This window comes from uncultured Anaerobiospirillum sp. (assembly GCF_902485895.1).
Classification (GTDB): Bacteria; Pseudomonadota; Gammaproteobacteria; order Enterobacterales; family Succinivibrionaceae; genus Anaerobiospirillum; species Anaerobiospirillum succiniciproducens.
The window spans coordinates 1-16,564 of the sequence record NZ_CABTML010000048.1; the positions used below are offsets into that span (position 1 = coordinate 1).

The following is a 16,564-nucleotide window of genomic DNA, read 5'->3' on the forward strand; positions in this document are numbered from 1 at the left end:
GTACCGTTGGCAGCCTGAACAGCTAAGGTACGAATACGCTGCAGCATATTGGTCTGCTCGTCGAGAGCACCTTCGATGGTCTGAGCTAAGGCAATACCGTCGTTTGCATTACGATTTCCCTGATTTAAGCCATTTATCTGGGATGTTAAGCGATCAGAGATCTGCAGGCCTGCAGCATCGTCTTTAGAGCTGTTAATACGAAGGCCTGAGGATAAACGCTGATATGAGGTGTTGAGTGCTAAGGTAGAGTTAGCGAGCTTACGCTGAGCGTTAATGGAGCTCACGTTAGTGTTAACGTATAAAGCCATGATTCTCTCCAATATCGTCTATGCAGGACAGAGAAGCTTAGACGCCATGCTCCACCTTGCTTTTTGCAATCAATGTATTCGTAAAGGGCATAGCTGCCACTTACGAATAAACTGTCTACAAACTCCCACCAAATAAGGCCGCAAAGGAGAGCTAGCGGCCTTAAAGTGATACGAGTCTTAAAATCTATGTTTGCGTATTAACGGCCTAAGAGGCTAAGTGCCACAGTTGGACGCTGGTTAGCCTGGCTCAGAATGGTCTGAGAAGCCTGCTGAATAATCTGGTTCTGAGTTAAAGCTGCAGTTTCAGATGCAAAATCAGTATCGCGAATACGGCTGCGAGCATCAGACTCATTTTCCGCAATGGAGCTCTGATTGCGGATGGTGCTTTCCATACGATTCTGGATTGCGCCTAGGGCCGCACGCTGTGAGTCAACTGTTTCAATCATCTTATCGATGTTTGCTAAAGTTACTTGGGCAACAGATGCTGAGTCGACCAGGAAGTATGCTAATGAAGGTGTGGCAGCTTTAGTGAAAAACAGACCTGTACCACCTTGAGCTGCTGCCTGCTGCTTATCCTCTTTAATGGCAAGTCCAGCCATCTTAGCTATGCCATTGATATGGAAGCCATTTTCAATCTTAAGATTGATCATGTCGTTTGCATTGGCACCAACCTGAAAGTAGTACTCTCCATTGGCATTCTTTAATGTATCAAGCTTAACATTACCACCGGTACCACCTGCGCCTGTGGTTGCATCCTTACTCATCAATACATTTGCACCAGCAAATGTTGTTTTATAAGCAATACGGCTAATTTCATGAGATAAAGACTTCACTTCTTCTTGAAGTGCCTGGCGATCCTTTTGTGTGTTGGTACCGTTAGCAGCCTGTACTGCAAGGGTACGGATACGCTGCAGCATGTTGGTCGTTTCGTCTAAGGCACCTTCGATGGTTTGAGCTAAGGCGATGCCGTCGTTGGCATTACGATTTCCCTGATTTAAGCCATTTATCTGGGATGTTAAGCGATCAGAGATCTGAAGGCCTGCTGCATCGTCCTTAGAGCTGTTAATACGAAGACCTGAGGACAGTCTCTGATAAGAGGTATTGAGTGCTAAGGTAGAGTTAGCAAGCTTACGCTGAGCGTTGATAGAGCTAACGTTCGTATTAACATATAAAGCCATGGTATATCTCTCATAAGGCAAGCCATGATCATCTTGTGAAAGATCATGGCAATATCATTCCTGATCGGCTTTGAGCAAGAGCTGTGCCTATTTCGTAAAGCAGTTTGGCTAAATGTGTATAAAGAGCTTGTTTAAGCCAGTGTGTCATAAACATACCTACCATAACTGCAGTTACATATGCGTGGCAATGCTTTGCCACACGGCAATGCTGCGCTCCATGATCTTGTTTTTTTTGCTATACCAATACGTCTAGTCTTACTAACAGTGAGCCTTGAGTGTGTGCTTGCTGTACTTCTCAGTAATGTGTGGCCAGCTGGGTAATTTCATACGCTACTTCAAGCTTTGTGCTTGTTAAAGAATTACTGCAGGTTTGTTATGGCATCTGAGCGGCAGTTACACGCTTAGCTACGTCCTGTTGTGCTTAGTAAGCTGATAAACGATACTTTGTAGCTCGATTGGTGATCTCGGTCTGATCAACAGCTAAAAATGAGAGATTAGTGAGGAGAACGCGAGTCTTTTTTGCGCTTGCTAATATAGTGCTAACTTTCATGCCGTAAAATATTTATAGGTAATTGTTATACCCCACTGCAAACTTGCCATATAACTAGGAGAAAGAGATGCACAATAGGATGCCTAGTTTAATGCTGTTACCAGCTGCGCTTTTGGCTGCTCTAGCCATGCCTTCTCAGGCAAACTCTGAGCTAGACTTCTCTCATCAGTACCGTTATGAGGGCACTGGTGAGGTGGAGCATCCAAACAGCACACCTTCTCCTAATCAAGTTGAGTCAAATAATTCAGTGAGCGGTGATATCTACACAGATAAGCGCACCATTACTGTTGGCAACCTGAACAACAACTCAGGCAATGCTTACTCTAGTGTTGATCGTCAAGAGCAAGTACGACGCTACTCAAATGAGCAATTAAAAAACAATGCTGAGCAGCATCGTATTCCTGCCTACGAGGACTTAAACCGCGCAAGCCGTAGTATTCATGGTGAGAGTTATGGCCCCAACCACTACCAGTGGTCTACAAGCACTAATGACTCCAGCGCATGGGACGACTATTACAATCAAAATCAGACCAAACCTGCGCCGCCACCGAGTGAATATGGTCAAAATGCTCGCCCTTCCCATGGTCCAAATGGTGGGCACTTTAGGCCCGGTTACAGACCAAACTTTGATGAGAATAACCCCGATTACATGCCTTATCCGCCTACTCCGGATGCATACTACCCACATAGACCGTCTCATCGACCACCAGTAAGCCGTCCACAACCTGTAATGGGTACTGCTTTGCGTGCTTGTATCTCCCACGAGAGATCTGATGGCTCATTTAGCCGTGACCATCCTGAGCACGTTATGATTACTGATGGCCATGGCATTATGGCCCGCTTTAACTTCATGCCTGAAGGTAATTTGGATAATCTCTTCTTGCTCTTAAACGATCATGGCAGAACACGCATTCTCCCAATGAAAAATCGTCGTTCACTTAGCAAGGCTCCAATTATCTTAGAAGACATTACTGGCGATCACCGCTACCGCATCAGCAGCTCATGGCGTCGCTGCGGCGGTTAATCATAGATCTTCCTTCTTAGTGCGCTAAAGCAACTGCCCAGCACTACCCTGCTTTAGCGCATTAAATACTCTTTAATCTCTGCCAACTCTTATGCAGTGCTCAGTTTCTTAGCACGTTGTCTTGCTGCTAGCGTCTCGCGATTATCTTTCTCTTACAATGCAATCAAGAGCTGAATGCTTTTTACCTTGGTTGTAAGGAGGTAGTAAGACATTGCCAGTGAAACCATCGTACATAGGCTGTCGCAACTGCACATTGCGCTTTGTAGTTCTAGACGTCGACCACTATCTAACGTGATATCCTCGTAAGGTCTTCTAAGCTTGTACATGGTTGTACTTGGTTTTGAAGTACTCAATGGATTGCCGCTAGTACTGAGGTTTTAATGATAAGAGGCAGATGATTGGTGGAGTACAATTAAAAAAGCCGAGTCAAAGCTCGGCGTAAGTTAGGTATGGATTCAAGTTAATTAACGGATATTGAGGATTGAGTCCATAACTGTATTTTGTGTCTGCAGCGACTGAGCATTAGCCTGATAGTTACGCTGTGCAGTGATAAGCTCTACAAGCTCATTGGTAAGGTCTACGTTGGAGAGCTCGAGGTTTGAGCCCTTAATAGAACCACATGAGCCTGAGTTAGCTTCCTTAGCGATAGCCTCACCGGATGCATTAGACTGCTTCCACTGAGTATCACCAATCTTAGTCAGACCTTGGGTATTGGCAAAATCCGCCATAGCTACCTTGGCAATATTCTTTACCTGACCATTGGAGTACTCACACTGGATAATGCCGTTCTCATCGACGGACATACCAATCAGAATACCTGTAGCATAGCCATCATTTGTAGGAGCTTGGCTTACAGAGAAGTTTGATGAGCCGTACTGGCTTGCAGCAAACTGAATATTCAGCATCTGAGTTGGCTCAATACCTTGTCCTAAGGCAGTATGTAAGCTACCGTCATTGCCTGCCTGACCCTTAAAGGTGAAAGTTAGGTCTTTTGGTGGGTTATTTTGATTTAACTGTGCAAGCACACCAGTTGCATCCTGAGAATTGGCAGGAGCATTTGGATTACCAAAGAGTGCATGACGTAAGCTGCCTGGAACTTTCTGGTTTGCAGCTGCAGCATCAGCAGGGTTTACAAGCTCAACCTTAGCAGGATACTGCTCTAAGACCTCACCGTTTGGACCAAACTTAACCTGGAAGCCAAAAAGATTTGAGCCAGCAATAGTAGACTTGCCATTTACGGTAAGGCAAACAGGATTGTCTTTGTATGAGATACCCTGGCCTAAGCCCTTGCCTTTAACATCAACTGGATGTCCATCAACGTATGGGATTACAGTCCAGTTAGTGTTGTTAGAATCCTTAGCATCTGGACCAGTCTTAATCATGTAGTAAGTCAGAGTATGAGCACGACCTAAGGAGTCGTGAATAGTCTGAGAGGTAGATGCTTGGTAAGTGCTTGCATCCTTTGGATCAAAGTCAGTGTAGTACTGGATAAAATTAGCAGCATTAGGGTCTGGATTAGCGCCACCAGCTGGTCCACGGAAAATACCTTGCGACTCATTTACTGGTACATTTTGCGGCCAAGCAGCACCAGACCATGGATCTTGAGCAGGCTGGTTTGGCTTAACTGGGTCTTTATCAGCTGGGAGGTTAACGCCGATAGAGACGTTGGTAGACATCTGAGGTGCGCCAGTGTCGGCTGGTAGACGAATATTATGGGTGTTGCTAAGGTCTAAGGAGGTGGTAGTACCATCTGGGTTTACGTCCCAACCTTGCAGGAAATCACCCATAGCGGTGACTACGAAGCCTTCTTTGTTGATCTGGAAAGCACCGTTACGAGTAAAGGTCTGTGCATCAGAGCCAGGGCCCTCAAGTACAAAGAAGCCATTACCCTGAATTGCCATATCCAGTGGGTTACCAGTATCACCAGAGAGTGCACCTTGTACAAACTGCTGTGACACTACGGTGTTTTGTACACCCATACCGGCATTGGTCTTGGAGTTTGTGAAGACGCTATTGGCATATACGTCAGCAAACTCTGCACGCGACTTCTTAAAGCCGTATGAATTGGTATTAGAGATATTATTTGAAGTCACATCAATGTGCTTTTGAGAGTTCTTAATACCGCTAACTGATGTTCCGAACATAGCGTTGCTCCACTACAAAAACTTATTTAGGCTACTCACTTTGGAAAAAGTGTAGCCAAAGTGCAAAGCTTAATGAGCAAAGGTAATGCCATATACACAAAAAGTTTGTTAAATGCCTTAAATATGCCTTTTTCGCTATGTTTTATAACTAAGATCACCGCGTTCTTAAAATCCATAAAAACACGTAACTCTACCTATCGCGGCAATGAGATCGCCTCCTCAATAGCAGATCTTGCCGCTATGCTTTACAGCTATCCATGAAACTAAGATCTGCTCCTAAACACCATCGTAACCTCCATACTGTCACGATTATGCATCGTGACCTCTTAGCATTCTCAAACTGACTCTTAGCGACCTAGCCAAACGTACGAGTAGCTAGCGAACCACAAGGCCCGGTTAGGCAATTGTCGTGTGCAATGCATTCAAGTCAAGGCAGGATCATGGAGTAATGGAACCGCTAAAAACCAAAGCCGCATTAAGTACGAGCTCTGTATCAGAGTCTGTAAGCCGCAGCTGCCATCGTATGCCTTTGTCTTGTATGTTGTATGCGCCTTAACAAGTCAATTATCTCAATGTACCCTTTAGCCTCATAGACCATAAAGTCTGAGTATGGTTAGTAAATGACCAGCCTTGTGACTAAGTAACACTAAGCCATAACATCATAAAAGCTATGAGTTCATGACACAGATACTACTAAGCGTTCTACTGCTCGGTAGATTATGTTTACTGTGCAGATAAAGCAAATAGCGCCCTACTCTGCTGTTAATTGCTCCAAGGCAAATTACATTAACCAATTGATTCTACCGTTACATAAATAGTGATATGTTTTATAAAGCCACGAAAAAAAAAATGATGTGAACTGTTATTTATACTTCTGCAGCTGCATGCCGCATTGATAATCAATGGCTGTTGTATTATGCCTTTGTCATTAAGGCGAGGAAGGATAGCGAATGGCTCTTAGTTATTCGGCAAGATTGGTGTATGTAACAGCTATCTAGCTCTAACAAGGTAGTTCAGCTTGAGAAGCATAACCTATAAGCTAGAGAGCATGAGAGGATGCATTTGGTAAGTAATTGCGCGTCCTTTAAGCATTCAGAATGCTTAGGAGGAGAGCTAAAAGAGGCGCTGCCATGTTTGGTCGCATGGAGCGCCTTGGCGATCTTTAACGGCTAGATGGATGGTTGCGACTTAAGCGCAGACATGATCCATCAGCCATCAGCCATTGATGATCTTATAGTCTGTTAGACTAAGAACTGCTGATAAGCAGCGTTATCAGTTACCTCGATGTATGGGTAATTGATGGTGCTGATAAATTGCTCTAAGTCGTCATTACCATGGGTTACATTAAAGCCACACAGTACAGAGCAGTACTCTAAACCAGAAATACGGAAGTGGAATAGAGAAATACTTAAAGAGCCAGCAAGCTTAGTTAAGAAGTCATTGAGAGCACCCTTAGTCTCAGGGAACTCAAAGAGGAATAAACGCTCTTTTTCACCTGCCTTTAAGTGACCACCGATCATGTAACGCACGTGATCTTTTGCCAGTGTGTCTTCAGTTAGGTCTGTAACCTTGTAGCCAGCTTGCTCAAGTTCACCAGTGATGTAACTGAGCTCTTTTTTACCTTCAGTAAGCTCAATAGAGGCAAAAATACGTGCCAGATCGCTACGGTGAACACGGTAGCTGAACTCGGTCACATGACGGTTGCCGATAGTCTCACAGAACTTTAAGAATGAGCCCTTAACCTCAGGAATCTCAACTGAGAAGATACCCTCAGTCATTTCACCAACGTCACAGCGCTCAGCGACCATACGTAAGGTGTTGAACTTAACGTTAGCGCCAGACATGATGGCAATGTGATTGCCTTCTTTGATGTTGTGCTGACGTAAGTACTTCTTACAGCCAGCTAAAGATAAAGCACCTGATGGCTCGGCAATAGCACGAGTATCATCGAAGATGTCTTTCATAGCAGCACAGATTTCGTCATTAGAACAAGTAATGATGTCATCAAGATACTCGTTACACAGACGGAATGTCTCTTCACCGGCACGGCTTACAGCTACACCATCAGCAAAGTGTGAAACAAAGCCAATGTTGCATGGGCTGCCATTATCTACTGCAGCTTTCATACAGGCAGAGCCTTCAGCCTCAACACCAATAACTTTTACGTGAGGGATGAGGTTCTTGATATATACGGCGATACCTGCTGCTAAACCGCCGCCGCCGATCTGAACAAAGATGCTGCTGATATCATTACACTGCCCCATGAGCTCATGAGCAACGGTGCCTTGACCGGCAATAACATCAGGATCGTCATAAGGAGGGATCATAGTAAGACCCTTTTCCTTTGAGAGCTTTTGAGCATAGTCATAGGCTTCGTTAAAGCTCTCACCATACAGCACTACCTCAGCGCCAAAGCGACGCACAGCATCCACCTTTAAGTCTGGGGTGGTGTTAGGCATTACGATGACTGCCTTGCAGCCTAAGTTCTTGGCTGATAATGCACAACCTTGTGCATGGTTACCTGCAGATGCGGCTACGATACCGCAGCTTAATTGCTCCTTAGAGAGCTGACGAATCTTGTTATAGGCACCACGAATCTTGAAAGAGTGAACAGTCTGATAGTCCTCTCTCTTGAGTAAAATCTTGCCACCACCAATCTTGTCGGATAATTTCTCAAGCTTGTGCAGTGGGGTTAAACGAGCAACAGGATAAATGCGTGCAAGCAAGATCTTACGAAGATAGTCCTGCCCGCTTAATGCATTCTCTTGACTCATGGTGCGCTCCTAAAAATCTGTCTTACGCAAACTCTAAATACATACCAACTCAAACAAGTAAAGATGCCAAGCAAAGATCAATTCATAGCATTCTTATGCACGCATAATGTGGCAATGCACAGATATACAAGCAAAATGAAGTGACGCCCTACTTACTGCCTTACCAAGTTAAGTGAGTTTGCGTCGATGCGGCGGTCGTTATTAGAGTTGTAACCGCGACATCTAGAAAACAATGCCACTCAAAGAGTGGCCTCAAATAATGAGTTCGATAGTAGCACGCAAACTAAGCCTAAACTGCAATGCCCCGCAAGTGCCTATCTTGACTAAGGTTTGGGCAAAAATGGTGCGTAACTTTGGTGCATACTCCCCTACCGTCTACTGCATTTCAAGTTATAGACAAATCTGCAATCCCCGTCATGCAAGCCATAACAGCTAACTTCCCAGTTACATAAAGTATGAGCATTCAAATACGTAATCCTGATAAAACGACCAGTAAACCCAATTCAGATTAGTAAATTCATTGAGATTTGAGCATTGAGTGTAGAGCCTATTCAGAGCCAAGTTCACGGAGCAAAATCAACGCAGATCTCGTATCCCATAAAGCGAAAAAGCGACCACAGCTGATGATCTATCCCCATCATCAGCCATGATCGCTTAAGCTAGACTACGCTATAAACATCAAGTCTTAAGCGCAGTCTATAGATTTACTCTTAGCTAAGAGCTCATTAGAACATGTAACGGCACTGTGCGTTAACGCCGAAGCTGTCGGTGTTGGAAGATCCAGTGTAGTTGATTCCAAATGAGGTACCAAATGCACCGTTCTGAGCACCTAAGCCAACAGTTAAGCCGTACTGAACTTCATCAAGCACCTCAGTGTTCATAGCAACAGCCATTGGCTTAGTGCTGTTGAACTGGGTATGTGACTTAGCCTCAGTATCGCCAGTGTTGAAGGCAACAGTTAAGTCTGCGCTAGGAGCTAAAGTCCAGCCGCTGGTGCTAAATGCCTTAGATAAGGTTACACCCAGTGGGATGGAGAATACGTTCTGCACATCAAAGTCAGTAGTAGCGATAGCACCATCTGCTGACATTAAGTCATAGCTGTCGGTGTTGATGCGGATGAAACGTGCACCTAAGTGTGGAGTTACATCAACTGCAGCAGTAGAGATGGTGTACTGACCAGTTAAGCCCATAGTAACAGCCTTGGTGTCAGCCTTACCAGAAAGATCTAAGCCCTCAACCTCGTGAGAGATTACGGTCATGGAGGCATCGCCAACTAAAGCAAAGTTACCAAAGCCCATTGCTGAGTAAATACCAAAGCCGTAGTAGTCAAACTCGTCCTTGAGGCCATTACCCTGACCCTTGCCTTCTGCATCACCAGAACCGATGTTGAATACAGCACCAAAACGCATGTTGCCGTTTACAGTATCAGTACCAAATGCTACACCAGCAAGGTCAACATCTGAGCCGTAAGATACGCCCTCAGCGTTGAAACCGTCGGAATCAACAGACTTGTACATTGGGGTTAACCATACACCGCCGTTAGCCTGTGAGCCAGTGGCAGAAATGGTTGCAGCCTCTACACCAACGGCACCAACACGACCAAACATTGCGTCAGCCATGGTGGTTACTGCAGCAACAGCAGCCTGCTGGGCACCTGCGTAAGTTGCAGCATGAGCAGCAGCATCGATTGCACCGTATTGCTTAGCAGTAAGAGTATTAACTACAAAGTCATAGCCTAAGCCTGAAGCACCAGAGAACTCGCCATTTGCATAGTCAACAAACATCTGACCAACAGGTGCGGATACTAAGCTACGAATCTGTTTCTCTACCTCAGGATCAAGCTTTAGAGTTACACCTGTAGTAGAAAGATCAGCACCATTAGCATAAGTGTAAGTCAAAAGACCACCAGCAGCCTCAACAACTAAATCACCACTTGCGGTTACTGTGCTGCCAGTACCCTGTGCTGCAAAGATCTTAAGTCCAGTATCCTTAGCAGTGATGTCACCGATTAAGCTTACCTTTGCACCTTCTGCAGCCTGAACCTTTGCTGCAACGGTTGTTGTGCCTGCGCCAGAAGTGAAAGTAATAGCAGGCTGTGATTTGTCAGCACCGAATGCATTGTCAGTGATGATAAGAGCAGCGTTCTTACCAAGCTCTAAGGTGTTCTTAGGAATATTGCCGTTTACAGTTGTATCAGTAATGTCGTGCTTTACGATAATACCGTTATCGTACTTAACAGACAGTGGCTTGTTGAGAACTAAAGCATTAGCAGGACCAGTTGAGCCAGAATTTGTAGGATCAGCAAACTTGCCATCTACAAGGTAGTTGGCCATTACTGAATTGAACTCGGCCTCATCAAAGCCATAGCCGAAAGCAGCGTTTTGACCAACATACAGACCGCCGGCTAATACGCCCACGTCTTCTTTGGCATCACCAGCCTTAATCTCTTGAACAGCAAGAACTGATGCCTTCTCAGTGTAAGCAGGATCAACGAAGATCTTGCCAGCCTTGAACATAAGGGTCTCAGCAAATACGGCCGCAGTTGAGCTAGGCTCATCGCCAACCTTATCCTTACCAATGGTTAAGGAGCTAGCTGCCTTGCCAAGCTCAAGAGTTGCAACGTCAACATTTGCACCACCAGCAATGGTTGAGGCGTTTTCAAGGCTTAACTTGCCAGCATCAACGTCACCCATGATGGTTGCAGTTTCCTTAACAACTACATCACCGGAAGCAAAGACATAGCCACCCTTGCCAACGTTTAAGTCATTTGTAAATACGGAACCAGACTTAACGTTAAGCTGAGCACCATCCTTGATGTTTACAGTGCCGAGAGTAGTAGTTGCGTTAGTACCAAATGAGCCAGAGACAACTTCAACATTAGCACCGTTAGCAATGGTTACAGAGCCTGAGCCATTGTTTGTGGCAGTAACAGAACCAATCTTACCGCCAGTACCACCAAGCACCAGAGTATTGTTTGCCTCAAACTTTACGTTGCCAACAGCCTTGCCTGCACCATCAACGGTAACATACTGGCCGTTAGCGCCATTAGCATTTGCGTTGGATAAGGTTAAAGCGCCGCCATCCTTTAAAGCTACGGTATCACCGCCCTGAACAACTGCATTACCAATGAAGTAGTTGTCGGTTACACCAGCAGATTCAATCTTACCCTGAACGTTCTCGTAGCCGTTAGTTACGCCAGGTGCTACACCTGCATCACCACCTAAGCCCATCTGTGGCTGGGTTGTAGGCTTATCTGACAACTTGATGTCAAAGAGGCCCTTGAAGCCAGTATCTTCACGGAACTTCTTGAACTTTTCAAGAGTCATAGAGATGGCATTGCCACTCTTGTCGAGTAAGCTAATCTGAGCATCGGTAGTGCCCTGAACAGCAGACTTAGCATATGCAGCTTCAATTAATGATGAATCTTCGGCCTTAACAACCTTGTCTGCGCTGAGGATTAACTTACCTGCATTAGAAATTGAGGCACCGTTTGCATTAAGCTTTAAGGTCTCAACATCCTTAGCGTTCACGCTTCCGCCGTTAATTTCGAGCTTGCCGGAAGCATCAGTTGTAGTTAAGGATTTGGTTACATTAAGCTGCGCATCCTTTGCTACGATTGCCTTACCTTTAGTTACAGTAAGAGTTTTAACGCCCCATTCACCGCTAGCTACATTAAGGCTACCTGAAGAAGGAGTTGCTTCACCTAAAGTGATGCTTTCGAGGTCTAATGCTTTACCTGTACCGTTAAGAGTAAGCTTAGCGCCATTCTGAAGAGTGAGGCCCTTGTTGTCCTTGATCTTGATATCTTTTGCGATCTCAAGGTTTACACCTTTGACAACAACAGCTGCTGAATCTTTACCTAAAGATAACTCATTAAAGGCTAAGGTTACGCCAGCATTTGCTGCAGCACCAGAAACCTCATTAGCACCCTCAAATTTGGCCTTGTCAGCGGTGATCTTTAGTTCACCCTGACTTGCAACACCAAGCTTGCCGTTCATGACACCAGCGGAAGTAAAAACACCTGCTCCACCATCGCCTAAAGCAATGGCAGTATCACCTGAGTCAGTAAGGTTAATTGTGCCACTAGTACCCGCTGCAGACTGAACAGTACCAGCCAGGAAATTCTTAAATACAGCAGACGACATCTTGGCTGTACCGCCGCTAACAACTTTCAGAGTTGCATCAGTTCCAATTTTTACTTTAGCAGCAGCTGCCTCAAAGTTTACTGTACCAGCAACAATAAGATTGCCACTGTTTGATAAAGTTGAGTCTGCTGCAAAGGTGGAGGTACCTTTCAGGGTAATGGTCTTTTGGGCAGTGTTGTTGTTAACTGTACTGCCACTTTCTGCAACGAGACCATTTTCAAATGTCAGAGCGTCGCCGTTATCGACAGTACTTTTATTCTTTGCGTTTACAATGCCCGTAACTAACAGATTACCGCTGTTATTCAAAGTGCCAGCTAAATCAATACCAGAAGCTGAAATCTTAGCTGCACCATCTACTACAGAAATAGTGCCGCCCTTGATATCGAGCTTTCCTGTGCTTGATAAAGTACCAATATTATCAGCGTCTTTTGTGGTGCCGAACTCAACTGTACCGTCATTGATAGTGACTGTTTTGCCAGATAAGGTACCGCCGCCAGCAACAGTAATCTTACTGCCGCTGTTTACAGTTAAGGCCTCTGTTGCATTAATTGAGGTGTGCTTTGCTACGGTAATCTTAGCCTCATCACCTGCTGTTGCTGTACCGCCAAGACCAACTGTAAGGTTTGCAGCAGTAACAGATGTAGCTAATTTTTCATCATCTGCTTTAGCTACAAGAGCAAGAGTACCTTTGTTTACAGTGATATCCGCTACAGTTACATTTGTAGCGGCTGCAGCAGGGGTGCCGCCAGCATTGCCTGACTCACCAATAGTCAGAGTAGCATCAGTACCAGCCTCGATTACAAAAGATGTATTGCCAAGATTTACATTAGGCTTAGCTGGTTGAGCTGTAGCGTCAGCACCTGCTGCGACACCTTTTATAGTATGATCTGCACCACCAGTAATTTTGATCTCTAGTGCTTGAGCGCCTTCTGCTCTATTTGCAGCGGAAGTGATAGTTAATCCGCCGTAAGTATTATCTGCAGGTGTAGTATCAGTTGTTGTGCCATCGATAGTCACGTTTGCATCGGCTGCACCAAACTTAGCATCATCAAAGGTTGCACCACCTTTAGCAGCTTGGGCTTGTCCTGAGGCTAAGGCGGCAGCAGCGATAGCTGCGACCATGGCGATATTGGCGTTCTTGAAGATAGCGCGGTATTGGGCCATTAAGAACTTAATGGCGTTGTTGGTTTGCTTCATTGTGAAAGCTAATTATCTAAATTGAGTTATCAGATGAGCTCTGCATTGGCTGCAAAAGCTTTTGGCTTACGCGTGACTAGCTTAGGGGATAAGCAAGCTGCTTTATTTGATGCAACTGGTTTAGTATGCTTGTTCTAGATGAGATTGCTCGTTGCATGTGTATGCGCCTGTCTTTATTGGCTGCTAGCAACGTGCTTATGCTTTATGTGTCTTAAAACAACGTCTCTTTAGTCTACTGTGGGTATGTAATGGGTCAAGGCATAGCTATCACGCAAAAATGCTGCTTAGAGCAGACAATATTAGCTATGCTGCTTGAGGCGGGATTACAGTTCACATTGGATTAAAGAGATAGCAGTGAAGGTACTGCTTTTTGAAATGCGTTGTGCTGAAGACTTTGTAATGCAGCTATGAAAACTGCATGAGGAGTTTGCTTGATTAGCAAGTGCATACATCTATATGACAAGACTACCGAGTAAGCCTGAATCATTTAGATGTGCGGATTATACCACCAGATGCTTAAATTGAGTTAAGTCATATGACATAACTGCGAATCCATGATCTACCGCGCACAAATTTTGAGCTTTAACGGCAGTTTAATACTCATTTTAGTTAGTTTGTGGTTGTGGTTATGGTTGTTGGTAGATCTTAGTGGCTCTTGCACTGTTTCACGGGGTAATGTTTCTTAGGAGGTTGGCGCGTCCTATTATGGTACAGCGTGATTTGAGGCGGGATGCTTTTCTTTGCTGGGATTTCCGATTGGGTATTGGGGATCAAAAAAGGGACTCAATGAGTCCCTTTTGGTAGGAGCCTGTTCTATTGTGGCTCCATGAGGCTTGTATGTTAAAGGGTCTTGAAGAATGAGAGGCTCTCACGCAGGTTCTTCATTGACTTAACGGTATCGTCAATAATGACCTTAGCATCCTGGGCATTCTGATTAACCTCACGGGTAAGTCCTGAGATGCCATGGATGTGAGTAGAGATCTCGTTAGTTGCAGCACTCTGCTCTTCTGCAGCTGAAGCAATCTGAGTAATCTGCATGTTCACATTGTTAACGTGCTCAAGCATGTTACGCATGGTGGATTCAACCTCAGCAGTCTCTTCAGAGGTAGCTTCCATATTGGTAACTGACTGATTAATGGAGCGTACAGCAGTAGCTGCATCCATCTGAATACCCTGAACCATGTCTGCAATCTCTTTAGTAGATGCAGAGGTGCGGGATGCAAGGGCACGAACTTCATCAGCAACCACGGCAAAGCCACGACCTGCCTCACCAGCACGAGCAGCCTCAATGGCGGCATTTAAAGCTAATAAGTTAGTCTGAGCGGCGATCTCTTCAATGGTATTAACGATGGAGTTAATGTCCATAGAGCGCTTAGCTACCTTATCAACGGCCTCAGAGTTAGCTCTAATCTCTTCACTTTGCTTACGAATAGAGCTGATGGTGGCATTAATACGTTCTACACCCTCATCGATAATGGCCTTGGTGCTATGAGAGAGGTTAGATGCATCTTCACAGTTATGGGCGATATCCTGAGTGGTAGAGAGCATCTGCTCAGATGCAGCTGACACAGTGATGGATTTACCTTCACAGTCAGCGATCTTATCGGTGATTATGCCTGTGGTCTCGATCACCTGACGCATAGCCTCTTGGGTATCCTCAGACTTTTTCTTAACCTCATTTAACGCAGTACGTAGATCTGCACGCATGGACTCAATGTACTGCAAGATCTTGCCAAAGTCGTCCTTGAAGTATTTGTCTACCTTAAAGGTGAAGTCACCATGGCTCATCTTAGAAATGTAATTATCTAAGTGGAAGATAGTACGGCCTAAGAAAAAGTTTGTCATGTAGGCGAAGATACCGCCGATAAAAGCGCCAATGAGAGGCACAATTAAGCTAATGTAAGCTAAGGTTGGATCAGAACCTTGTCTTGCTAAAGATACTACGAGCCTGGTCTGAAGCCTAGCTGCATCAGCAGTGTACTGCAGCGCATTCATCACCTCAGGACGATAGACTCGTAGATACTTAATTAAAGCTACATTACGAGTGCTGCTCTCAACAAGGGTTCTAATCTCCTTATGATAATCAGCAAGCTTAACGCCCTCTTTCTTGTAGTCAGCGATGATACGTTCGTATTCAGGGCTTGAGTCTAAATCACCCACTTTCTTTGGGTTCATAATATTGGCTGCTTCCACAACCTTACGAATGGCAGCGCCTGCCTCGTCTAAATACTTGCTAGTGTCTGCAGGAGTAACCTTTTCAGCCGATAAATAACTGATGGTAATACGATCGTACTTTTCCATGGCCTTTTGCAAGGTAGTAATACGACCGAAGGAGCGATTAACAATAGTCTCAATATGTTCCGATGCAGTAATACTTTGCATGGTGCTTATAAAAGACATGCACGCACCAGTGATAATGATGATGATCAATAAGCCTGACACCAAAGTCAGTTTGACCTTTGTATTTAAGTCGTAGAACCAGGTAAACATATATCAGCCTCGAAATAGCGTTTGCTAAGACGATTCGCACTTGATGCAATGCCGCAAATACAAACAATCTAGCCGCTATGTGCGCTAAAGTGCCATCTAGCACTACTAGTCACATAAAGAAAAAATACAGTGCAACCAAACAAAAGAGTAAAGAGCATTTAGGTTATAAACTTAGAAGCTTAGGTAACACAAAATGCATCTTGATTTATATGATGTAGATTACTTACACCTGCCTCGAGAAACCAAGCTGTAAGAACATGCAAAAGCCCAAGCATCGCTTGAGAGAGTAACTATGTTCTTAATAGCTAAAGACAAGGCAAGCTATTGCTTTAGTACTTGCAGACAGCACAGAAAAGATACAAATACAGCCACAAATCCTAAACCACTTAATGACTTGTCTAATTCCGATAGAACAGGCTTACTTGATGTCGTGAAGTCGTTAGACTGATAATCACGGGCCAAATTTAGTGGCCTTATAAGCTGACATAAGGCAAGCTAGAACCACCTTGGTGACAGTCGGTTTTGCAAAGGTGCACACTAAAGCTAACACCCATGTCAATAAATCGCAAGTAATGCCTTTGAAGTCTATGATCTACATCGGAAACTAAATGCACTATATTGATTCATTCACCTAAATACGTAGATACAAAACAAACCTAAATGCAAACTAGCCTCGTGCGTTGATACACCGATACTCGTCTAAAAACACGTCATAATCTTTAGCCTCAAAGCTGCTATCAAAAAGTACATTTTT

General features: G+C 44.6%; 6 protein-coding genes and 1 pseudogene. 1 reads left to right on the top strand and 6 read right to left on the bottom strand.

Features of this window, described 5'->3' with window-relative positions:
• Positions 1–308, bottom strand: a pseudogene (locus tag RDO37_RS03865) (flagellin); the annotation flags it as partial.
• Positions 309–505: 197 nt separating this feature from the next.
• A complete protein-coding gene (locus tag RDO37_RS03870; RefSeq protein ID WP_308498173.1) occupies positions 506–1,486 on the bottom strand; it encodes a flagellin in 981 nt (326 codons plus the stop codon).
• A 617-nt stretch (positions 1,487–2,103) separates the two neighbouring features.
• Here RDO37_RS03870 and RDO37_RS03875 point away from each other — a divergent pair.
• Positions 2,104–3,060, top strand: coding sequence for a hypothetical protein (locus tag RDO37_RS03875; protein ID WP_308498174.1), 957 nt, complete (start codon positions 2,104–2,106; stop codon positions 3,058–3,060).
• Between the two features lie 464 nt (positions 3,061–3,524).
• On the opposite strand, the gene RDO37_RS03880 is transcribed toward RDO37_RS03875, so the two are convergent.
• The 4 genes from RDO37_RS03880 to RDO37_RS03895 form a co-directional block, all read right to left on the bottom strand.
• Positions 3,525–5,204, bottom strand: a complete 1,680-nt coding sequence (locus tag RDO37_RS03880; RefSeq protein WP_308498175.1) for a flagellar hook protein FlgE — start codon at positions 5,202–5,204, stop codon at positions 3,525–3,527.
• 1,241 nt (positions 5,205–6,445) lie between these two features.
• On the bottom strand, positions 6,446–7,978 hold the full coding sequence (gene ilvA / locus RDO37_RS03885) for a threonine ammonia-lyase, biosynthetic (RefSeq protein WP_027939937.1): 1,533 nt from the start codon (positions 7,976–7,978) through the stop codon (positions 6,446–6,448).
• A gap of 725 nt (positions 7,979–8,703) precedes the next feature.
• Positions 8,704–13,320, bottom strand: a complete 4,617-nt coding sequence (locus RDO37_RS03890) for an autotransporter outer membrane beta-barrel domain-containing protein (protein ID WP_308498176.1) — start codon at positions 13,318–13,320, stop codon at positions 8,704–8,706.
• A gap of 840 nt (positions 13,321–14,160) precedes the next feature.
• A complete protein-coding gene (locus tag RDO37_RS03895; protein ID WP_308498177.1) occupies positions 14,161–15,810 on the bottom strand; it encodes a methyl-accepting chemotaxis protein in 1,650 nt (549 codons plus the stop codon).
• Positions 15,811–16,564 lie beyond the last annotated feature (754 nt).

Excerpts from the sequence above, each read along its gene's own strand:
- ilvA (WP_027939937.1), bottom strand. The coding sequence starts at position 7,978 with ATGAGTCAAGAGAATGCATTAAGCGGGCAGGACTATCTTCGTAAGATC.
- RDO37_RS03890 (WP_308498176.1), bottom strand. The coding sequence starts at position 13,320 with ATGAAGCAAACCAACAACGCCATTAAGTTCTTAATGGCCCAATACCGC.
- RDO37_RS03870 (WP_308498173.1), bottom strand. The coding sequence starts at position 1,486 with ATGGCTTTATATGTTAATACGAACGTTAGCTCTATCAACGCTCAGCGT.
- RDO37_RS03895 (WP_308498177.1), bottom strand. The coding sequence starts at position 15,810 with ATGTTTACCTGGTTCTACGACTTAAATACAAAGGTCAAACTGACTTTG.
- RDO37_RS03880 (WP_308498175.1), bottom strand. The coding sequence starts at position 5,204 with ATGTTCGGAACATCAGTTAGCGGTATTAAGAACTCTCAAAAGCACATT.
- RDO37_RS03875 (WP_308498174.1), top strand. The coding sequence starts at position 2,104 with ATGCACAATAGGATGCCTAGTTTAATGCTGTTACCAGCTGCGCTTTTG.